This is a genomic window from Aminobacterium thunnarium (genome assembly GCF_055390565.1).
In genome coordinates this window covers 2,322,224-2,342,419 of record NZ_AP042412.1, presented here as the reverse complement: position 1 = coordinate 2,342,419, position 20,196 = coordinate 2,322,224, and the positions used below count along the sequence as shown (strand labels likewise).

The 20,196-nt window shown below is 44.6% G+C and carries 23 protein-coding genes, 1 CRISPR repeat array and 1 riboswitch; of the genes, 15 read left to right on the top strand and 8 right to left on the bottom strand.

Annotation, left to right across the window (positions count from 1 at the left end; translation table 11 throughout):
- Positions 1 to 26: 26 nt before the first annotated feature.
- The 3 genes from ACZ5GY_RS11430 to yedE form a co-directional block, all read right to left on the bottom strand.
- Entirely contained in the window at positions 27 to 1,121 is a 1,095-nt protein-coding gene (locus ACZ5GY_RS11430) for an NAD(P)H-dependent flavin oxidoreductase (RefSeq protein ID WP_374047587.1), read from the bottom strand.
- Between the two features lie 164 nt (positions 1,122 to 1,285).
- Positions 1,286 to 1,504 carry a sulfurtransferase TusA family protein gene (locus ACZ5GY_RS11425; RefSeq protein WP_213690566.1) on the bottom strand — a complete coding sequence of 73 codons (219 nt, stop codon included), beginning with the start codon at positions 1,502 to 1,504 and terminating at the stop codon, positions 1,286 to 1,288.
- Positions 1,505 to 1,516: 12 nt separating this feature from the next.
- Positions 1,517 to 2,584, bottom strand: a complete 1,068-nt coding sequence (gene yedE, locus ACZ5GY_RS11420; protein ID WP_213690585.1) for a YedE family putative selenium transporter — start codon at positions 2,582 to 2,584, stop codon at positions 1,517 to 1,519.
- Positions 2,585 to 2,783: 199 nt separating this feature from the next.
- Between yedE and ACZ5GY_RS11415 the strand changes: the two genes are divergently transcribed.
- Positions 2,784 to 3,251, top strand: coding sequence for a chemotaxis protein CheW (locus ACZ5GY_RS11415; protein WP_213690565.1), 468 nt, complete (start codon positions 2,784 to 2,786; stop codon positions 3,249 to 3,251).
- A 33-nt stretch (positions 3,252 to 3,284) separates the two neighbouring features.
- Here ACZ5GY_RS11415 and ACZ5GY_RS11410 read toward each other — a convergent pair whose 3' ends face one another.
- Positions 3,285 to 4,067 (bottom strand): HD domain-containing protein, encoded by a 783-nt coding sequence (locus ACZ5GY_RS11410; protein WP_213695239.1) that lies wholly within the window; start codon positions 4,065 to 4,067, stop codon positions 3,285 to 3,287.
- 136 nt (positions 4,068 to 4,203) lie between these two features.
- Here ACZ5GY_RS11410 and ACZ5GY_RS11405 point away from each other — a divergent pair, with 136 nt between their 5' ends.
- On the top strand, positions 4,204 to 5,253 hold the full coding sequence (locus ACZ5GY_RS11405) for an outer membrane protein assembly factor BamB family protein (RefSeq protein ID WP_464111895.1): 1,050 nt from the start codon (positions 4,204 to 4,206) through the stop codon (positions 5,251 to 5,253).
- Positions 5,254 to 5,331: 78 nt separating this feature from the next.
- On the opposite strand, the gene metK is transcribed toward ACZ5GY_RS11405, so the two are convergent.
- Complete coding sequence (metK, locus tag ACZ5GY_RS11400) at positions 5,332 to 6,540, bottom strand: methionine adenosyltransferase (protein ID WP_213690562.1); 1,209 nt, start codon at positions 6,538 to 6,540, stop codon at positions 5,332 to 5,334.
- A 92-nt stretch (positions 6,541 to 6,632) separates the two neighbouring features.
- Positions 6,633 to 6,736: riboswitch (SAM riboswitch) on the bottom strand.
- 131 nt (positions 6,737 to 6,867) lie between these two features.
- Between metK and ACZ5GY_RS11395 the strand changes: the two genes are divergently transcribed.
- Entirely contained in the window at positions 6,868 to 7,662 is a 795-nt protein-coding gene (locus ACZ5GY_RS11395) for a patatin-like phospholipase family protein (RefSeq protein WP_464111894.1), read from the top strand.
- Between the two features lie 85 nt (positions 7,663 to 7,747).
- Here the strand turns inward: ACZ5GY_RS11395 and ACZ5GY_RS11390 are convergent, their stop codons facing one another.
- Together ACZ5GY_RS11390 and ACZ5GY_RS11385 are read right to left on the bottom strand one after the other, a co-directional pair.
- Positions 7,748 to 8,332, bottom strand: coding sequence for an ABC transporter transmembrane domain-containing protein (locus tag ACZ5GY_RS11390; RefSeq protein WP_464111893.1), 585 nt, complete (start codon positions 8,330 to 8,332; stop codon positions 7,748 to 7,750).
- Positions 8,333 to 8,467: 135 nt separating this feature from the next.
- Positions 8,468 to 9,262 (bottom strand): DUF4198 domain-containing protein, encoded by a 795-nt coding sequence (locus tag ACZ5GY_RS11385; protein WP_213699791.1) that lies wholly within the window; start codon positions 9,260 to 9,262, stop codon positions 8,468 to 8,470.
- Between the two features lie 552 nt (positions 9,263 to 9,814).
- Between ACZ5GY_RS11385 and cas6 the strand changes: the two genes are divergently transcribed.
- From cas6 to cas2, 5 genes are read left to right on the top strand one after another with little or no spacing between them, the layout of a single operon-like run.
- Positions 9,815 to 10,588 carry a CRISPR-associated endoribonuclease Cas6 gene (cas6, locus tag ACZ5GY_RS11380; RefSeq protein WP_464111892.1) on the top strand — a complete coding sequence of 258 codons (774 nt, stop codon included), beginning with the start codon at positions 9,815 to 9,817 and terminating at the stop codon, positions 10,586 to 10,588.
- The gene (locus tag ACZ5GY_RS11375) at positions 10,589 to 10,831 is read left to right on the top strand and encodes a hypothetical protein (protein WP_213699789.1); all 243 of its coding nucleotides are present in this window, start codon (positions 10,589 to 10,591) and stop codon (positions 10,829 to 10,831) included.
- Complete coding sequence (gene cas4, locus ACZ5GY_RS11370; protein WP_464111891.1) at positions 10,809 to 11,327, top strand: CRISPR-associated protein Cas4; 519 nt, start codon at positions 10,809 to 10,811, stop codon at positions 11,325 to 11,327. The genes ACZ5GY_RS11375 and cas4 overlap by 23 nt, the downstream gene beginning before the upstream one ends.
- Before the next feature lie 5 nt (positions 11,328 to 11,332).
- The gene (cas1b, locus tag ACZ5GY_RS11365) at positions 11,333 to 12,331 is read left to right on the top strand and encodes a type I-B CRISPR-associated endonuclease Cas1b (RefSeq protein WP_464111890.1); all 999 of its coding nucleotides are present in this window, start codon (positions 11,333 to 11,335) and stop codon (positions 12,329 to 12,331) included.
- 15 nt (positions 12,332 to 12,346) lie between these two features.
- Entirely contained in the window at positions 12,347 to 12,598 is a 252-nt protein-coding gene (gene cas2, locus ACZ5GY_RS11360; protein ID WP_211235539.1) for a CRISPR-associated endonuclease Cas2, read from the top strand.
- Positions 12,599 to 12,766: 168 nt separating this feature from the next.
- Positions 12,767 to 13,194: a CRISPR direct-repeat array (repeat unit 30 nt; unit sequence CTTTTCTAACTTCCTATAAGGGATGGAAAC).
- A 263-nt stretch (positions 13,195 to 13,457) separates the two neighbouring features.
- Here cas2 and ACZ5GY_RS11355 read toward each other — a convergent pair.
- The gene (locus tag ACZ5GY_RS11355) at positions 13,458 to 13,706 is read right to left on the bottom strand and encodes a hypothetical protein (protein ID WP_464111889.1); all 249 of its coding nucleotides are present in this window, start codon (positions 13,704 to 13,706) and stop codon (positions 13,458 to 13,460) included.
- Between the two features lie 72 nt (positions 13,707 to 13,778).
- Between ACZ5GY_RS11355 and ACZ5GY_RS11350 the strand changes: the two genes are divergently transcribed.
- Genes ACZ5GY_RS11350 through cas3 form a run of 7 tightly spaced genes read left to right on the top strand, consistent with a single transcriptional unit; the run spans position 13,779 to position 19,939 of the window.
- Complete coding sequence (locus ACZ5GY_RS11350; RefSeq protein ID WP_464112118.1) at positions 13,779 to 14,030, top strand: CRISPR-associated endoribonuclease Cas6; 252 nt, start codon at positions 13,779 to 13,781, stop codon at positions 14,028 to 14,030.
- Positions 14,027 to 14,170: a CRISPR-associated endoribonuclease Cas6 gene (locus ACZ5GY_RS11345; RefSeq protein ID WP_213699793.1), complete on the top strand. Its 144-nt coding sequence runs from the start codon at positions 14,027 to 14,029 to the stop codon at positions 14,168 to 14,170. Before ACZ5GY_RS11350 ends, ACZ5GY_RS11345 begins: the two co-directional genes overlap by 4 nt.
- Positions 14,171 to 14,173: 3 nt before the next feature.
- On the top strand, positions 14,174 to 15,640 hold the full coding sequence (locus ACZ5GY_RS11340) for a TM1802 family CRISPR-associated protein (protein WP_464111888.1): 1,467 nt from the start codon (positions 14,174 to 14,176) through the stop codon (positions 15,638 to 15,640).
- An 8-nt stretch (positions 15,641 to 15,648) separates the two neighbouring features.
- Entirely contained in the window at positions 15,649 to 16,086 is a 438-nt protein-coding gene (locus ACZ5GY_RS11335; protein WP_464111887.1) for a TM1802 family CRISPR-associated protein, read from the top strand.
- 1 nt (position 16,087) lies between these two features.
- Positions 16,088 to 17,011, top strand: a complete 924-nt coding sequence (cas7b, locus tag ACZ5GY_RS11330) for a type I-B CRISPR-associated protein Cas7/Csh2 (protein ID WP_464111886.1) — start codon at positions 16,088 to 16,090, stop codon at positions 17,009 to 17,011.
- 8 nt (positions 17,012 to 17,019) lie between these two features.
- On the top strand, positions 17,020 to 17,730 hold the full coding sequence (cas5b, locus tag ACZ5GY_RS11325; RefSeq protein ID WP_464111885.1) for a type I-B CRISPR-associated protein Cas5b: 711 nt from the start codon (positions 17,020 to 17,022) through the stop codon (positions 17,728 to 17,730).
- Positions 17,681 to 19,939, top strand: coding sequence for a CRISPR-associated helicase Cas3' (cas3, locus tag ACZ5GY_RS11320; RefSeq protein WP_213699782.1), 2,259 nt, complete (start codon positions 17,681 to 17,683; stop codon positions 19,937 to 19,939). Before cas5b ends, cas3 begins: the two co-directional genes overlap by 50 nt.
- The last annotated feature ends 257 nt before the right edge of the window (positions 19,940 to 20,196 follow it).

Below are 20,196 nucleotides of genomic sequence, written 5' to 3'. Positions count from 1 at the left end.
AGTCTTTTAGTAGAAAAAAAGTGATTTTACTCTTTTTCTTCAGCACCAAATAATTCAGCGATAATATCTGCCACGTACTCTTTCTTAGTGATCCTCGCTACATTAGATCCGCAGAAGAAAAGCCCTTCTTCCCAATTTCCCATAAAAGCATCGATAAGCGCTTGAGCAATACAAAACGTTTTACGTTCTGTACGATAACGACAATGGGTAAGACAATTGGCAATACATGGCTTACTTTCCACAAATCCATTCAAATATTTCTCGATGAAAGGTGAGCGAAGAGCTCGACCAGGAAGTCCAGCAGGGCTCTGAATAATGACTACATCATCTTCAGTAGCGTCAATATAAGCCTGTTTGAATCGTTCAGAAGCATCGCCTTCATAGGTACAGGCAAAACGAGTTCCCATCTGCACTCCATTTGCGCCAAGATCGAAAGCATGTTCAATGTCTTCTCGCGTCCAAATTCCACCAGCGGCAATTACGGGAATGGGGCTCTTCAGCTCTTTCTCTATGTACTCTACAAGTTCAGGAATAACCCGTTCAAGGGAAAACTCTTCACTCTCAACCTGCTCCATTTTCGTAACGCCAAGATGGCCTCCTGCGTAGAGAGGAGTCTCTACAACAAATCCGTCAGGAAGACGATGATAAAGTCTCTCCCAACGACGAGCGATAAGACTCGCTGCTTTAACAGAACTCACAATCGGAACAAGGGCCACATCTGGATAATCTTTCGTATAGTCAGGAAGCTTTATAGGCAATCCTGCTCCAGAAATGATAACGTTTACGCCACCTTCACATGCAGAACGCACGTGAAGCTCATAATCGGTCAAAGCTACCATACAGTTTACGGCGAGTACTCCATCTTCTCCGGCTATCTCTCGGGCTTTTACTAGCCCCTCTCGCACTGCTCTCTGATTCGCCTCAAAATAGTTACGACCTGTGTAATACGGCTGATTACAAGCCAGTCCTACACTGGCTATGGTGCCGACCCCTCCATGTAGCGCCACATGACCAGCCAAATTTGGGCCAGAAATAGCGACGCCCATCCCCCCTTGGATCAGGGGATAACGCGGTTGGTATTTTCCTAATTTTAAAACAGGAATGGAACGGCTCAACAACATCTCTCCTCTTTATACATTGATCTTGTTCTAATTTTAAAACAAGCTTGCTTATTCTATCCTAAAAAGGAGAGAACCATCAAGAAAATAATTCAAAAAAACTGCCAAGAGAACAATTTTCTCCTGGCAGCCTTCTAAAGTAATGATATTTTAATATTTTAGCGACTTTATTTCGTTAAAATAACCTTATATCCACCTTCAAACTCTTCTGCAGTAACATTCCATTTTTGACTTCTGGCAAATCTCGAAACATTTTCACGTGATGTAACTGTATCTACAAGAATCTCTATTTTCCCAGAAGGATGGTCTTTAATAGCTTTTCTTGTTTCCAAAACAGGTTGAGGGCAAGAAAGGCCTCTTGCATCTACACATACAGATTCACTCATCATGTATTCCTCCTAATCAAGGCGCTGCCGCATAATCAGACCAACAGCCAAACAGAAAATCAAACCAACTATTGTCGCAGCTGGACCAAAAGCACCGGGGCCAGCCGGAGAACTTGCTAAATTGAAGTTATGGCTAAAGGCAGCACCCACAAGCATGCCAAAGACAAACACTGCGGCATCGCCGTCGCCTTCTCCACTCATTATCAGCTGACGACCAGGGCAACCTCCAGCCAGAGTAAAGGCAAGTCCGGCAAGTACCATTCCCATAAAGTTCCATAATGTATTGGTATGAGCAACAGGCTGTCCTTCAAATCCAGGATGGAATTGTCCCAAAGCCACATTGGCAATAAGAGCTACAACAATAAAAGCTAAAACACCGTTTAAAAGGTGAGAGTCTCGCAACATAACAAAATCACGAATAGCTCCCACAGTACAAAAACGGCTTCGCTGAGCCATCCACCCGACAACAAGGCCAACGATAAGAGCTATCATTATTGGAGCGTGGGCTGCACCTGGACCTTTCTCAGAGAAAAAGATCGGGGCAGCACCGTCTTTACCAAATGTAGGGGCCATAATAACAAGAACAAGCAACGCCACAGCAGCAAGCGGCATGAAGAGTCCCGTTCCCTTAGGAGCTTCGTAGGAACGCCCCAAACTGAACCCCTTCCAAAGGAAAGCAATGCCAATGCCAATACCGGCAATAAGACCAATAATACCTGCAATAGAATTCCAATCTCCGCCTGCTAAACGAAGATAGGCACGCCAAGGGCATCCGAGAAAAACAAGGGCGCCGATCATGGCAAACATACCTAAAAAGAAGCGGATAACAGGAGCAGAACCACTTCTGGGAACATATTCACGATACAAAAGGGCAGAAATAAAAGAACCGAGGATGAAACCAGCTATTTCGGGACGAAGATACTGCACAACTGCTGCACGATGAAGCCCTAGAGCTCCTGCAATATCTCTGGTGAAGCACGCGACGCAAATTCCCATGTTCCCGGGGTTACCCCAATGGACAAGAAGCGCTGCCAATAAACCAACAACTCCTCCCGTGATTATGGGGCCAAGCCGAGACATAAGAAGAGAATTAAGACCTTTCAACCTGAACACCTCTCTTAAAAAATATAAATACACTATATTACATATTTTTATATTAATTATTACCACTAATGGCCATTTTGTGCAACTAAGAAGTGATTGTGCATTTTCGTTATTATTTGATATTATTAATAAAGTAGTCGTACTATTATTGGGGGAAGAAGGTGAATGTTAGCTCATGGCTGAACAACAACTTGTTGTCTTTGCTCTTGGCAAAGAAGAATTTGGCATTGAAATTTCAAAAGTTCGAGAAATTGTACGCACTCAGGAAATTACGAAAATTCCCCAGGCGTCAAATTTTATCGAAGGAATTGTTAACCTCCGTGGTCAGATTGTACCTATCGTTGACCTGTGCAAACGTTTTGGTATTGGTTCTGACGAAGAGAATGACGAAGCTCAGCGACGTATTATCGTAGTCAATATGGAATCGCAGCTTGTCGGAATTCTTGTGGATGGAGTAAGTGAAATTTTGAGAATAACAGAAGAATCTGTAGAAGCCCCTCCTCTCATGGTTGCTGGCGGTATGGATAGAGAATTTATTACAGGAGTGGCAAAAGTAGATAAACGCCTCATTATTATCCTTGATCTTAACCGCGTCTTTTCTTTTGAAGAGCAGGCGGAACTTGAAAAGGTGAACGACGACTAGCCCAATAAAGAATAAAAAAATGAAGCTGCCTTTTTAAGGCAGCTTCATTAGTTGTGCAGAAACATGAGCATCAGCTTTTTCTAAAAAGAAATGAATCTCTTCTATGTTGTTTAATCTATCAAGAAGCCAAGAAACACTCTTTCTTTCTTTAAGTATTTCAAAAGTTACGGGATAGTTGATATCAAAAACCCAACTTAGTTGCAAAACCAAAAAATCTGAGAGTGTTCTTACATTCTTGTATGAAGAGTCGTATCCTACTTTAAGTTCTTTCAATAATCCCGCAGAAATTCTCTCTTCCATCTGTAACCCAGGAATAATATCAGTAATTTTTTCTTCTTTTACATATCTGCGAATCAGATCGAAGATATCGAGCTTATCTGCATCACGAACAATTCGAGCCATAGGCAGTACAGAGGATTCCTGCACATCTTTCAGGTTCTTTTTGTTATGGAAGCGTACCCCTTCCACAATCATGTTTTTTACATCTTGACGAATTCCATCCCACGGGAAAGATTGCGCTAAAAGACCAGCTCCTTCTTCTCCATGATCTATAGATGTCGCATCAAAAAAAGTTCCATAATTGGAATACTGGGGAAAGCGCCCTACATCATGTAAAAGTCCAAGGGCATCTGCGATGCGGATATCATCTGTTTTCCACTCAAGCATTGTTGCAATAGAACTGCTATTTGCTTCTACCCGATAGCTGTGCTCTTTTTTGAGACGAAGCAACGGCGAGAGAGTTCCATCTGAAGAAACAAAGCTGTCAGCAAAATTCTCAAACCACTTTCTTGCGAGGATAAGGTGCTCAACTTTCATAGGCATATCGACCTTCTTTACTCAACATCTGTAAACGAATATTATACAGTAAAGCTTAAATAAATGGTTTCGCTTCTTTTATGAGGAACTGCGCTAAAATAAGAATAGCCAATACTTTTGAAAGGAGTGCTGAGTAATGAGAAAAATATTCATGTTTTTTTTCGCCGTACTTTTTCTGTTTGCCAGCATTCAGCCAGGTTTTGCCGAGTATGTAGAACCTCTATGGCAATTTGAAGCGGGAATGCCCCTCACTGGCACCCCCGCCTACAAAGATGGGGTTGTCTATATAGGGGATAAGGGAGGCACAGTATACGCTCTCAACGCCCAAGACGGACAAGTAAAATGGCAATATGATGCCGGCACATCAATTAATGGAGCCCCCGCTATGAATGAAAAAGCCCTCTTCGTTGGCGGAACAGATGGCCGAATTTTTGCTATTGAAATGACCTCTGGAACCCTTTTGTGGCAGACCCTTCTGGGTACGGATTTAGCACCTGGCGCCATATGGGGATCACCTGTCTACGGAACAGACTCTCTTTTTGCCGCTAGTGCAGACGGACGAGTCTATGCTTTCAATCCTGAGACGGGAGCCGTTCTCTGGACGTTTGATACTGGCCGAGAACTGCGTTCCACTCCCCTTTACCACGAAGGTCTTCTCTTTATAGGAGACCACTCTGGCCTTTTCCATGCTTTAGATCCTAAGACAGGAAAAAAGCAGTGGGGCGGCGGTTCGGGAGGCCCTATTGATACGGCCTCAACAACATGGAAAGGGTTTATCTATTTTGGAAGCTGGGATGGCAAGCTCTCGTCTGTCAAAATAAAAGGCATTATCCCTCAGTGGAAATTTACAGCTGATTCTGCCATTACTACATCAGCCATACCAGAAGATGGACGCCTTTTCTTTGGAACGCAAAAAGGAACGCTTTACTGCATTGACGCCATAACAGGTCGAAAACTCTGGACATACGGTAGTGAAGGGGCAATGCAAGCCACGCCAACTATTTTCGACAAAACCGTCTATATAGGAACAGCAACAGGAAAAGTGGTTGCTCTCTCTGCGACAGAAGGGGAAGAGCTATGGTCGTATCAAACTGAACGTGAAATACTGGCTTCCCCCGCTATAGGTGGCGGCATGGTCTTTGTAGGAAGTATGGACGGGAAAGTATACGCCTTCAAAGCTAAATAACGAAAGTAGATAAAAAAACGAGAGGCCTATTCATTTTGGCCTCTCGTTTCTATTACAGACTATATTACTAATTTTTTATTACAGATTTTTTGCGTCTCTCGCCAAAGCCTCTGCACGATCTGTCTTTTCCCAAGCAGGAATTGGATCAAGATCAATACGTCCCATATGCCCGTAAGCGGCAAGACGACGATATTGAGGTTTCCTCAAGTCAAGATCTCGAATAATAGCTGCCGGTCTGAAATCAAAATGTTTCTCTACAAGATCGGTAAGAGCGTCATCAGAAATCTTACCTGTGCCAAATGTATCAACCATAACCGAGACAGGCTCAGCTACTCCAATAGCATAGGCAATCTGAATAAGGCATTTTTCTGCCAAACCTGCTGCGACAACATTCTTCGCCGCATATCTGGTCATATAAGCTCCTGAACGGTCCACTTTTGTGGGGTCCTTGCCGGAAAAAGCACCGCCTCCGTGAGAAACCCAGCCGCCGTATGTATCTACAATGATTTTTCGGCCAGTCAAACCAGTATCCGCCATAGGGCCACCTTTAACAAAGCGCCCCGTCGGGTTGATAAGAATTCGTGTTTCAGGTTTCATTAAATATTCAGGTATAACAGGTGCAATAACGTGTTCAATAATATCGTTTCGAATCTGAGTCTCTGTTGCACCAGGATGATGCTGGGCAGATACAACAATAGTTTCTGCCATAATAGCCTGACCGTCTACATATTCAAGGGTAACCTGCGTTTTTCCATCGGGGCGAAGATAGGGTATTGTTCCATTTTTACGAACCAGAGATAAACGACGTGCAAGGCGATGGGCCAAAGCGATGGGCATGGGCAGATATTCTTCTGTCTCGTTACAGGCATATCCAATCATCATACCCTGGTCACCTGCTCCGATCTTTGATACTTCCGCCTCTCCAAGTGCTGCCTGAGCACGAACCTCGAGAGCTGAATCTACTCCCTGTGCTATGTCAGAAGACTGTTCATCTATAGCGGTAAGAACGGCGCACGTATCACCATCAAAACCATATTTGGCTCTGGTATATCCTATCTCTTTCACGATATCCCGTGCTAACTTTGGAATATCCACATACGTGGATGTACTAATTTCTCCTGCAACCATAACCATTCCAGTTGTTACAAGAGTCTCACACGCAACTCGCCCCATAGGGTCGTCTGCTAAAATTGCATCAAGAATTCCATCGGAAATCTGATCTGCAACTTTGTCAGGGTGTCCTTCTGTTACGGATTCAGACGTAATCAGAAACTTTCTGTCTGCCATTTAGCAACCTCCAATACTACAGATATAATAAAAAAAGAGCCCATTCCCCAAGAGGAAGAGCTCTTTTCATATACAAAAAGTAACACTTTCCTCTCTTATCATCCAGCTATGCAGCTGCAGGTATTGGCACCATACCTTGTTGCTGGCAGGTTGCCGGGCTTCATCGGGCCAGTCCCTCCACCTCTCAGGATAAGAGATACATTTGTAAAGTATCGAAACATCAGTTTAAGAATTATAGAGCATATTCTGAAAGTGTCAACAGGCAAACTAACTTTCATTACGATATACTTAGAGTAAGTATAAAAGAGAGACGGAGAGACGATTAGAATGAAAATTTTTAGAAGAAAGAAAAAAATCGGTTTGGCACTCGGAGGTGGCGCAGTTCTTGGGGCAGCCCATATAGGGGTACTCAAAGCCTTTGACGAATATCATATACCGGTCAGCTATATTGCAGGAACAAGTATCGGAGCCGTTATCTCTGCTTTTTTTGCTTTCGATAAAGGATGGCAAGAGATCGAGAAGATAGCGAAAGGGCTCAATTGGCTTGATATATCTGCTATCTCCCCATCGCAATTTGGCCTAGGCCTGCTTTCTAATAAAAAACTCGGCAAATTTATAGTAGATAATCTTGGAGATGTCACCTTTGATGAGGCACATATCCCCCTAGCAATGATAGCCACTGATATTACGAATGGAGAAAAAGTAGTGTTAAAAAAAGGGAATGTAGCGACTGCCGTAATGGCAAGCACGTGCATTCCCGGTATTTTTGCACCTGTCGAAATAGATAACCGCCTTCTCGTTGATGGCGAACTTGTTGAAAATGTTCCGGTGACACCCTTAAAAGAGATGGGGGCTAATTTCATTATCGGTGTTGACCTCTTTGCCAAATTCAAACAAAAGAGACCAGAAAACATTATAGAAGTGCTATTGAAATCTTTTCATATCTCTCTGCAAACAGCTACAAAATTGCAAACGGAAAAAGCCGATATTCTTATCAGGCCCGACCTCTCCCCTTTCAATACGTTCTCCGTTGAGCAAACCGATGCCTTAATTGAAATAGGTTACAAAGAAACCCAAAAAATTTTTACAGAAAAAAATCTCTTCAGCAGGGCTTTTCTATAGCTTCCAATCAACAGATTGTTGCTGAATTGTCCACAACTTATTATAGAGGTCATCTCTTTCAATTAATTCATTATGGGTTCCCTGTTCAACCACGCTGCCGTTGTTTAGCACTATAATTTTGTTGAGCCTTTTCCCCGAACATCATAGAAATTTGTGTCGCAATACTGAGGGCAAAGGCAAAAAGACATGTAAGGGCCATCCAACCATTGAGGCTGAAGAAGATAGCAAACATGACAACTACAGTAGCTGCAACGTTTACTATATCAGGAATGGTATGTGCTACAAAAAGCTCTATACGTTCAACATTTTGTTCTAACGTTTTTTTAACTGCACCAATTGATGTTCCATTCAAATAGCCCAAAGATAGTTTGCCAATGTGCCTTGCAAGTTTCATGCGCAGACCGTATAAAATACGGAAAGCCGCTACATGAGAAAACATAAGGGAGCAATACATTAACATTAAACCTCCAAGAAGGCCTGCAAAGGCTATCCACCCCCATTGCACCATAAGATTTTTATTGACATCTGAAATACTATCTGCATTTCTAAGTAGTTCTCCCAGCACCTTATAGACAGAAACAAAGGGAACAAGCATAAAAATGGCACTTATGGCAGACAAATTGGCCGATATAAAAAGCAATTTTTTCTTTTCGCCGGCAATTTCAAACAAACGGGAGAGTCCCCGCCTTTTACTCACTGTATTTTTCGTAAAATTTTCACCTTACTTGTAATAGCCCCCTTCTAACCCCTTTTAGTTGCAGGTCAGAAGGGGAATTCTACTGCCTATAACGCTCGATCAGGAGAACTAGTCATTAATATTAAAAGTTAACGTAGAAATCAAAACAACCTCATCACATACGTTTTTGTCTTCATAACCATACTTATGTTCAACTTCCGCATACCAATACCCTGCCTTCAAAGGAATAATATCGATATATCCCTTTAGGTCGGTTCTTCCAGAAAAAGCCTTATATTCTCTATCTGAAAAACCACCAAAGGTAGCTGAAACTTTGGCTGTGCGAAGGGGTTTACCATTAAACAAAATCTGAACGGGGAATTTTTCTCCGGGTTTCACTTTTGCAGGGTTTACCAAAGGCACTATTTCGAGTTCTTGTCCAATAGGTTTCGTTACAAATTCGTCACTCGTGCTCTCCGAAACATTCAAAATAGTCTTCGCAAACATTGTTACTTTTTCACAATATGTAGCGTCAGGACGCTGTGCGCGACTCTTTTGAGCCCAACCATCAGAACCTTTTGACCAAAATGTAGGAAGATATGTTCCCGTAACAATGTAACTTCCTTTTTTCAACGTCTCTTTTTCTTGATAAGCATAGTTTTCTCCTACCTGTTTCAGTTTCAAAACCCCGTCAGGTTTAATTAATTGAAGCGAGTCAAAAAGATGCACACGACCTTCCGCAATAGGTTCAGGGTTTGGGAAATCATGTCCATATCCAATTTCCGCCTTTACAAGATCTTTTTTAGGGGCAGACGCATTTACCCAGAAATCATGGGCATAAACACTGGAACTTCCCAGTAAAAAAGAAAAAGCAACAGATGCAACTGCTAAACTAAGCAGTCTTTTTTTAGCGAAATGAAACATACTCCTGTTCCTCCTCTAGTTTTTCTCGTTTTGTGGCCACAGAAACATTTAATGTTTGATGAGTCTAACTTATTTTTTAATAAACGTCAAGATTAAATAATGTGGTTTCGCGATAGGCTCAACCCATTCGTAGTCTTTCTTATTACTTTTATTGGAATAGATATTCTCTGGAGGGAAGCCGACAACAGCATTAGCTAGGAGAAAAAAAATCAAATAAAAATAAGGGATAAAATCCAATTTTGCCCCATTTTACTTCCCTTTGTTATTTCTTAAATTATTTTTAGTGCGATAATACTTAATATAAAAGTAACAATATTATTGGTGAGGGATGGAAACATAAAAGGGAAAATATCGCAAACAGTCACTTCTTCTGTTTTAATCGAAACTTTTTTCTTTCTATACTTAAGGATGAGTTTTATCCCGCACAATTAAATATCGATACAAGTTGTTAGCTTTACACATTGGACTTTTTAGTCTATTCACGTTATAACAAACAGAGAATTCCAATATTAATTATTGAACTACAACAAAAAATCAGGAGTGAATGCTTTAATGAAAATTAATCTTATTTTTGGTGTTATTGGAGATAAAATTTTACAGCTTAAACGCAGACATCAGTATCAAATTCAAGCTATGGTATACAACCTCCTTAATAAAGAGTATGCTCATTTTTTACACAATGAAGGGTTTATTTATGAAGGGAAACGTCATTTTAAATTATTTTGTTTCTCAAAACTTTTTGGGAACGGCCCTATAAAACGAGAAAAAGACTTTTTATATATCCCTTCCCCCGTGAAACTTTCAATAACCTCTCCTGTTAACTCCATTCTTGAACAACTTGCTAATAATGCTCTTTCCTTGGGAGAAATAAGACTAGGAAATAATTTCCTTCAATGTAAAGAAGTAACTGTTGAAAACCCCCAAGCAGAATCAGAAGAGATACTAGTACAAACCCTCTCTCCAATAGTCTGCTACTCTACCCTTAAAAAATATGACGGAAGCGATTTTACTCACTATCACTCTCCTTACGACCAAGAATTCGGAGAACAAATACATGCAAATCTCATAAAAAAATTCACTCTAATAACATCAGAAAAAAGTGAACTAAATCAAACAATAAAAATAGAAAAATTGGGACGGATATGGGAATCGATAAGATTTTTTAGCCCTGAAGACAACAGACCAATCAAGGGGTGGAATGGCAACTTTCGACTTACAGGTTCTCAAGAACTCTTACAAACAGCTTTAGACGCTGGTCTCGGTGCAAAAAATAGCTCTGGATTCGGATGTGTTGAACTTGTAGAACGAGAAAGGAGGTATAAATAATTGGGATTTATTAACGCCACCTATGAATTAGGTAAATTAGTTTCAAATAAATTAAACGACCCTGAATTTATAGATATCGAAAGTTATTTACAACTCCCCATGCCCGTAATCGAAGACAAAGAAAGATCAGGTAGAGTAATTAGAATATGGCTTAATGTAACAGACAGCACCGCAGAATGTATCAGAGAACCAACAGGGGTAGCAACCCCAGTGGATTCCAATGATGACGACTTCATTCTCTGAATCCCCTCGTTTAGGAGGAACTCTTGTCTGGTACTTTACTATATGCAAACGAGAGGTGTGGCTCATGGCTCGAGGAGTAGAACCAGACAGAGATGACGAATTTCTCGCTTTGGGGCGACTTATAGATAAGACAACTTATAATCGAGATCGACATTGCATTGACTTCGGAAATAGCAAATTCGACATCATGCGCGAAGAAAAAGGAACATTAGTAGTAGGAGAAATTAAAAAAAGTAGTCGTTCCATCGATGCCGCACGATTACAACTAGCACACTACCTTTATGAACTCCAAAAAAATGGAATCGAAGCTAGAGGGGAATTATTATTCCCGAAAGAGAAAAAACGCGAAGAGGTGTTACTCTCAGAAGAACTAAAAACACATCTTGAACAAGTTTATCAAGAGATTATTGCAATAACATCCCTTGAATCCCCTCCTTGTGCGAAAAAATGTAAGTACTGTAGAAACTGCGCTTACAATGAATTGTGTTGGAGCTGATAAAAATGGGAAAAACACTCTATGTACTTTCGTCAGGAGAACTTAAACGAAAAGAAAATACCATTATTATAGAAGGTTCAGAGGGTAGAAAATTTATTCCTGTAGAAACAACAGACGAAATGCTTATTTTCGGAGAAGTAGATTTAAACAAGCGTTTTTTAGAATTTTGTACTGCCAATAAAGTAATGCTGCACTTTTTTAATCACTATGGATATTATCAAGGGACATTTTACCCTCGCGAACACATGAATTCAGGAGCTGTAATCCTTGCCCAAGCTAAACATTGTCTTGATAACTGTAGAAGGCTTCTTATAGCTAAAAAGTTTGTAACAGGTGCTATAGAAAACATGAAGAAAGCATTACAATATTATTCTCGACGTGGAAATATTGAGCTCGACTCCATAATTGAAAAACTTACTGTTTTTAGTAATTATGCAAAAGAACAAATTGGGATATCAGAACTTATGGGGATAGAAGGCAATGCACGAGATTGTTATTACACAGCGTTTGATCTAATAACGGGTGGAGGTTCCTTCTCTATGAAAAAAAGAAGTAGAAGACCCCCTCAAAATCGTATAAATGCTCTTATAAGTTTCTTAAATTCTATGTGCTATGTCACGACTTTAGCACAAATTTACAAAACACATATTGACCCCCGCATAGGTTTTCTTCACGAAACTAACTTCCGCCGTTTCAGCTTAAACTTAGATATAGCAGAAATATTTAAACCAATAATTGTAGACAGACTCATTTTTTCTCTTTTAAACAAGAAAGAAATTCAAGCGAAGCACTTCGGAGCTCAGTCCGGAGGAGGAATATACCTTTCAGAAAAAGGGCGGCCTATAGTTTTAAAAGCATGGGAAGAACGTTTAAATTCTACTATTGAACATCCTCGTCTTAAAAGAAATGTAAGTTATCGAAGCCTTATTAGAATGGAAGCGTACAAAATTGAAAAGCATATACTCCACGATGAGGAGTATCAACCTTTTGCCATGAGGTGGTAAGCCATTTTTGTCTTAATGATTTATGATGTAGGTGTAAAACGAGTCAATAAAGTTTTAAAAATAGGTCGAAAATATCTAAGCTGGGTACAAAACTCTGTTTTAGAGGGAGAGCTTACTCCGGCAACTTTTACTGCTCTTAAAATTGAAGTAAACAAAATCATTAAAGACGATTACGATAGCGTAATCTTTTATGTATGGAGAACAGAACGATATACTTCAAGAGAAATTATGGGCAAAGAAAAAGGTGGCGCGAGTATCTTTGTATGATTGTGTCGACCCCCAATAGCGCTGAAATCATGGGAGATCGACACAATCTTTTTTCTAGCAACAAATCCAGTACTCATCAATATAAAGACTATATACACGCACCTTGAAAACATAATATTGATTCCTTCGACAAAATACGCAAATATAGTAGAATGAAGGGGGTAAACGCTTTTCTAACTTCCTATAAGGGATGGAAACAGTCCCATCTTTCAACAAAAGCAGGGGGGTCTCTAAGTTTTCTAACTTCCTATAAGGGATGGAAACCCACACCCGTAATCAAGCATAGAACGGCATTGAAATCTTTTCTAACTTCCTATAAGGGATGGAAACCCAATCACATTCACCCATACGAATTACAATATCATGCTTTTCTAACTTCCTATAAGGGATGGAAACTGCTATAAGTTTGCCAACGAGATTAAAGGAGCTAATCTTTTCTAACTTCCTATAAGGGATGGAAACGAGCTCTGGGAGCAGCATGAGCCGACGGACGTAGCCTGCTTTTCTAACTTCCTATAAGGGATGGAAACTATGAAGGCATAAGCCCTGTATGATAACCACCATTCCTTTTCTAACTTCCTATAAGGGATGGAAATATATTTATTAAAAGCTGATAAGGAATATTTACGCACTGGTTTTGAATTTATAAGCGTCAGCCTTTAATAAATTGTAATTTTATTTGTATGTTTTTATAATTAAAGACTGTTCAGCGACAACCCTATCGACTAAATAAGACCCCCTCGGAAAGATCACTTTTTATTCAAAAGATTGTTTTAAATTTGGATTCTGTTAAGACCTGTGTTATCTTTAATATTGTATGGTGTTGACTATATATTACACTCATAGTTATAACACAATTTTATTTAGTTGTAAGAAGAGTGAAAGTATTGCATATTTCATTAGTTTTTTCAGCAAGAAATAATTTATATATTCGTCTTCCGTGCAGCAACCATAATCTACTTAAGCGATGGTCTACGATCTGCTGGAGAATCCCAAATTGACAGCGTTTCTGCATGACGAGGACTACATTCAGGGCAAACGCCATTTTAAGCTCTTCTGCTTTTTCCGTATTTTCAGTGGAGGGGTGATTCAGCGCGAGAAAGGCCACATAAGGCTAGTCAACTATCTGCTGGAATGCACTGGCGTGACGGTTAAGAATCCCGTGGTGTAGAGGGATGAAATTCTCGTCCGCACGCTGTCACCCATTCTCTGCTATTCAACGATGAGCAAGGCCGACGGAAATCTCTTCACCGTCTATCACACTCCATGGGACAGCGATTTCACCAAACAGATAGAGAGCAGCAACCTACGAAAAAGTTCGCCATCTCCCATTCCGGCGAGAAGGAGCCGGGGGGGTATGGTCTTGAAACGCGTCTCTAAAGTACATCAACGCACCGACTTTTTTCGTATGGGCGAACGTGTTATCCCCTGAAGGGCTGGGACGGCCTTTTCCGCCTGAGGGGGCCGAAGGCCCTGCTTCAGAAAGCCGTCGACTGCGGCCTGGGAAGCAAGAACTCCGCCGGCTTCGGCTGCGTGGAGGTGACTGAGAAGAGGAAAAGAAAGGAGGAATAGATCTTGGGTTTTATCAGTGCGGTCAGGGATCTGGGGGAGCTTGAAGCACGAAAATCCGATGGCTCTGGTTGTGACGATCTGGATAGTTTTCTGCAGTTGCCCATGCCTCTAATCGAGGACGAGGAGCGACGCGGAAAGGTTATACGCGTCTGGCTGAACGTGGATGACCCGGGGCACAATCCGCTGAATGTCGGCGGGATCGGCAAAATAGATCTTGTCGATTACATGGCGGGTGACGGGGAGGTCGAGGAGAACAAGCGACGCTATCTCTATCGTAAGCCCGTGGGGAGTAATGTGAGCTGGGGCTTTTCTCCCATCTACAAGCTGGGCAAGGGTGAGGTTGATGGTATTGAGAAACTTCTTGGGAAAAAAGAAAAGTGGCGTTCTGATAAAGATAGTCGATTTTACAAATTGGAACATCGAGTGCTTGCTGATTATGAGAAATCGGGCGTTTTGGAGGATGGCGCCACGGAGCGGATCATGGAGGAACTCGAAGGTAAGGCCGACAGAATAGCGGAACTGTGGAGCGATAAAAAGCGTTCCTATCTCTTGCTCTTTGGCATCGACAATAACGGGACCTTTCTCTCTCCAGGTGAGGTTGAGACCTTCAGGAACTATTTCAAGGCCAAGCTGGAGAAGAATCTGGGCGGAGGCACCTCTGGAACCTGCGGCCTCTGCGGTCGCACCGCGGATTCGATGGTCAATATGGACAAGGTATTCAAGTTCGCCACCTTCGACAAGGTCAGCTTCCTGCCGGGAGCATCCGGCGGTAAGGGAGTTAAGGAGAAGGTCTTTCCAATCTGTGATGATTGTTTCTCGGCCCTGTCCAGGGGCAGGGAGGTGCTTGATGGGTCCTTTCTGGACGGCCGTACCGTGCCCGGCGTGAAGATCTACATAGTGCCCGAGGTTTTATTGGGTCGCGAGGGATTGCGTGTGGCTTCCCACCAAACTCGGGATTTCATTCATAGCGGAATTGCGATGGAAAAACATGTTTTCAGGAAGCTGGCAAGGCAGGACAACTCGCTGATTCTTCATTTTCTGTTCTGGGAGAAGAACAATTCTCAGGAGAGGCTCCATCTGATGGTGGAGGACGTTCCCCCCTCCCGGCTGAAGAGGCTCGAGGATCTATGGGTGGAGAGTCACAGGACCTTTCTCTGGAATAGCTACGAGGAGCCGGTCTTTGATCCGAAAAACGTAACTCTGGATCAGGGAATCAGGATGACATTTCATGTTCTGGCCTCGCTGGCTGGAAAGAACGATCAGGATAAGGCGGTCATGAGGGAGCGGACTCTTGGAATCCTCGGTAGGCTGCTGGGCGGCGAGCGTGTGGATATCCGTGGCGTGAAAGAGCTCATGATATCGCGTTTTACGGGGCTTTTCGCCAATTCCGAGTGGCTTCGTTTCGGCGGAGTCGAGCTTAGAAGGATGGCTGCGGTTATCGACTTTTTGACTAGATCTAACAGGAGGTGAAGTGCGGCATGCATTTTGAGTTCTTTGAGGAATTTGCGGATCCCTACATGAAGACGGAAAGCGGCAGAGGAATCTTCGAGGCCGGTATAGTGCTGGGTATGGTGGCACTTGGAGAGGCCGGCGGCAGTGCCCAAATCGACAGTGCTCCCATATTCAAACAGATGAACTTCGGCAGGATGAAGAAGAGGGATATCTCGCGCCATCTGGCACGAATTCCCGAGCTTACGCGAGCCTATCGTCTGGATTATGCCGGGATGATAGAGTCCCTCGCTGCGCGGGCGGGGGAGTTGCTCCTGATGGGCAGTGAGCGCGAGTTGGGCGTGGACGGTAATTTTGCCTTTTCCGTGGCCTTTCTGAACGCGAAAAAGTACTTCTGGACCATCTTTAAAAGTGATAAGAAGGACGAGGACGAACCGGAATCCGAGAATGTAAAGGAGGAATTGTGATATGGCATTCAATAATCGAAGGGAATATCTTTTTATCTACAGCGTGAAGGATGCAAATCCCAACGGCGATCCACTTGACGCAAACCATCCCAGGCACGACGAGGAGACCGATCAGATGCTTGTCTCCGATGTGCGGATCAAGCGCACGGTGCGCGATCAGTGGATGTTGAAAGGGGAAAAGGTTTTTGTCGATGGCGAGCCCAAGACGCTTCTTGACAGGGCGAATGAGGTGAAAAAGGCTACCGCCATTAGTGATTATAAAAAAGCTATTCCCCAATGTCTTGACGTCAGGGTCTTCGGAGTTACTTTTGCCCCAAAGAGCGAGAAATTGAAAAAAGAAGCTTTTTCTCTGACTGGTCCGGTGCAATTCAAGTGGGGCCGCTCGCTTCACCGCACCGAGGCGAAGCTGATCCAGGGTACTGCCGCCTTTGCCAGCGGAGAAGGCAAAGACCAGCGTTCCTTCCGCAATGAGTACATCGTCCCCTTTGTCCTTTTCGGCGTCTACGGCATTGCCAACCAGTACGCATCGCTGAAGACTGGTGCTACCAATGATGACCTGGAAAAGCTTACCTCAGCACTCTGGAAGGGTACCACCAATCTGATCACCCGCAGCAAGGTGGGGCATGCTCCCAGAATGCTGATGGAGGTGACATACGTCGATGATTACGACGGTGCCGTCGGTTCTCTGGACGAGAAAGTCGCGCTTAAATCACCAGATGGAGGGGAACTCTCCGAAGACGAACAGCTCGCCCTGCGCTCCGTTGACGATTTCAGGCTCGATATTAACCCTCTTGTCGATAAGCTTGCTGTCCGCGAGGGCGACATCGAGAAAATCCGACTCTTCATCGACGGAGATCTGGAGACGGACGGCATGGACGAACTTGAAGAGGCGTTCGGAGAAAAGCTCGAAGTCGAAACGAGGTGAGGAACGATATGGCCGTAGTATTTGAGATATCCGGTCGTATGGCCATGTTCCGAAAGCCCTATACGACCACTTCGTCCATATCCTACGTCTTTCCGACTCCCACGGCGCTGGCTGGGCTGATTGCTGGTATCGCAGGCATCTCCCATGAGAGCGATCGTGATGCCTGTTTTGCCGCCTACTGGAGGAAGATGAAGGGCACCAGTGTTTCCGTCTCCATACGTAACCCCATATCCTGGCTGCGGCAGACAGTTAACTTCTGGAACGTTAAGGAGCCGCAAAAGAACCCCCATACTCAGGTTAAGCACCAGTTCGTGGCCAATCCCCGCTATCGCGTCTACGTCTCCGGAGGACTGGAGGGAAGGCTGCGAACATATCTGGAACGGGATGCTTTCGTCTACACTCCCTGTCTCGGAGTCGCCTACGCCCTGGCTGATATCGATTACATCGGCAGCTTCGATCTTTTCCCTGCAGAGACGGGGCCTGTCGGTGTCGATACCGTGGTTCCGTGGAGCGACGACATGTCGATGGATGTGCTGGAGTCGGGAGGAGCCTTCAAGGAACTGATGCCCTACAGGATGGACGATACGCGCAGATTGATTGAGAGCGTTTCGGTGATATATGCCACATCGCCGGAAAAGAAAATTATCCTGAAGGAGAGGGGGAATGTGGATGTCTCGCGATGCGGAGATGACGTGGTCGCCTGGTTCCCTGCCTGGTGATGTCCACAGCCATCCCGACAGGCTGCTTAAGGATCACCTGGAGGGTACGGCCGAACTCGCACTGGAGCTGGCACGAAAGCACGGCCTTCCGGTAGAGTCGTTGTTGTTGCGAAGGGTCGCCGTCACTCACGATCTTGAGAAGGCACATCCCCTCTTTCAGGATTACCTTCTCAAAAAAAGGGGGAAGGGCGTCAATCATGCCTTTCACTCTTCCTGCTTTACTCTGGACACTACGAGGAATCTCTGGGCCGCAGAGGCGGTGAGGTGTCATCATACCCATCTGGACGATGCCGATACAGCATGCAGGTTCTGGATCAAGAGGGAGGACGATCTGGCGGAGCTGCAGTCTCACATGAGGGAGATAGTTCCGTCGTGGAAGTTCCTTGTAACGCAAGAGGAATGGGAGGATTTTATCGACGATCTCTGGGAAGTTAAGATAGGTAAAGAGGACTGGCTCTCGCTTCGGAGTCTCTACTCACTTCTCGTGACCGCCGACCGGATGGACGCCATCGGAGTATCTTCGCTCGACTTCGATCCCCTTCCGAAATTCAGTCCCATGAATTTTGGAAAAGAGGAATCCACCCCCCTCGATGGATGGAGGCAGAGCGTCCACGACGATTGCATGAAAAACGCAGGCAATATCGACGGTCCGGGCCTGTACACGCTGACTCTGCCCACAGGCGCCGGGAAGACGACGGTCGGACTGGAAATGGCCCATCGTCTGGCGACGAAATGGGGCTACGGAACGATAATCTACGCACTGCCCTTCATAAGCATCATCGAGCAGAACGCCTCCGTGGCAAAGACCCTTTTCGGTAAGGACAGCGTGCAGGAGGATCACAGCCGAGCCTACGGCGAGCTCACCGATGACAATGGAGCGAAAGAAAATTCATGGGCCCGCATGTCAGCTCTCTTCCGCTATTGGAGAACTCCAGTTGTGCTGACGACAATGGTCCAGCTCTGGGATGCCATATTCGATCCGAGGGCCAATGCCTCCATGGACTTTCACCGTCTCAGTCGGGCCGTCGTGGTGCTAGATGAGCCTCAGGGCATCGATCCCAGATTGTGGGACGGCTTTGGCAGGATGCTCTCCTTCCTCAGTGAAAAATGGGGTACAGCCTTCATTCTCATGACGGCTACCCAGCCGCACATAGGGGAAGGGCGTGAGATAGCGCCTCCCGATCTGGACTTTCCCTATAATAGGCATACATACAGCGTACTTCCCGGCAAACACAGTCTGGACGAACTGCCCGAGCTGCTTTGCGACAAACTTTCCGTCGACGACGGTTCCGGTCTGATCGTGCTGAATACCAAGAAGTCGGCACTCAAAATATATCAATTGCTGAGGGATCGGCTCGATGGCCCGGTGCTCTTTCTCTCCGCCTGGATGGCTCCGCGACATCGCCGGCGCATCATGCGCTATCTTAGATATCTGGAAAAGAAAGGCAATCCGCGGAGGAAGGGCATACGACATCACCTCATATCTACTCAGGTCGTCGAGGCGGGTGTCGACCTGGATTTTGACTGGGTTTTTCGCGACATGGGGCCGCTGGACAGCGTCATCCAGGTGGCCGGGCGCTGCAACCGCCATCTGAATAGAGATGATCCGGGCAATGTGCTAGTCGCCGAGCTAACCGGCGGTAACGGCAGATCCTTCTGCGGTATGGTGTATGATGACATTCTGCTTGCCAACAGCAGGGACATTCTTGCAGAAGAGAAGAGTTTTGGCGAGAATCAGGTGCCCTCGTTGGTGAAGCGATATTATGATCGAATATTGGAAGGTCTTTCCTACAAGCCGGTCTGGCGCAATATAGAGAAAGGCAAATGGGGACAGAAAGAAGATTTGATCAAGAAGGAGGACGAGCGTAGGAATGAGACGGTATTTGTGGAGCTGGACCGCCACATTCGCCCCATACTGGAACGTCTGTGCGGTACGAAATGGTCTCTGGAAAGGCTCGATGAAAAGAAGCGTCTCGTGCGCCAGGCACAGCAGTACTTGATCGAGGTACCGCTTAAGGAATTGATGCGATGGCAGGAGAAAGTGGCGACCGTTTCCACCAATGACAACATCCCCCTGATCAGCAGGTACGGGGAGGAAGAATACTGGTTTATCGCCAGAGCTGCAATGGGCATTATCTATGACAGAGTCACCGGCTTCGTCCCGGCGGACATGTATGACGGAAGTGACCTGGATGATCCGTTTATCTGAACCGCCCCGCATCGGCGGCACACTTCCCAGCTCAAGATGGATGTGAGCAAAAAAATAGACCCGAACTACGACAGCGTGATATTCTATACGTGGCGCAGTGAGCGCTACACCAGACGCGAGATCATGGGAGTGGAACGCGGCAACTCCGATTTCCTGATCTGAATTCGCATGTGTCGACCCCCAATAGCGCAAAAAACCCGGGGGATCGACACAAGCGTCAAAATCCTGAAAAGTCACTGTTCACGGTTGTTTAGGGG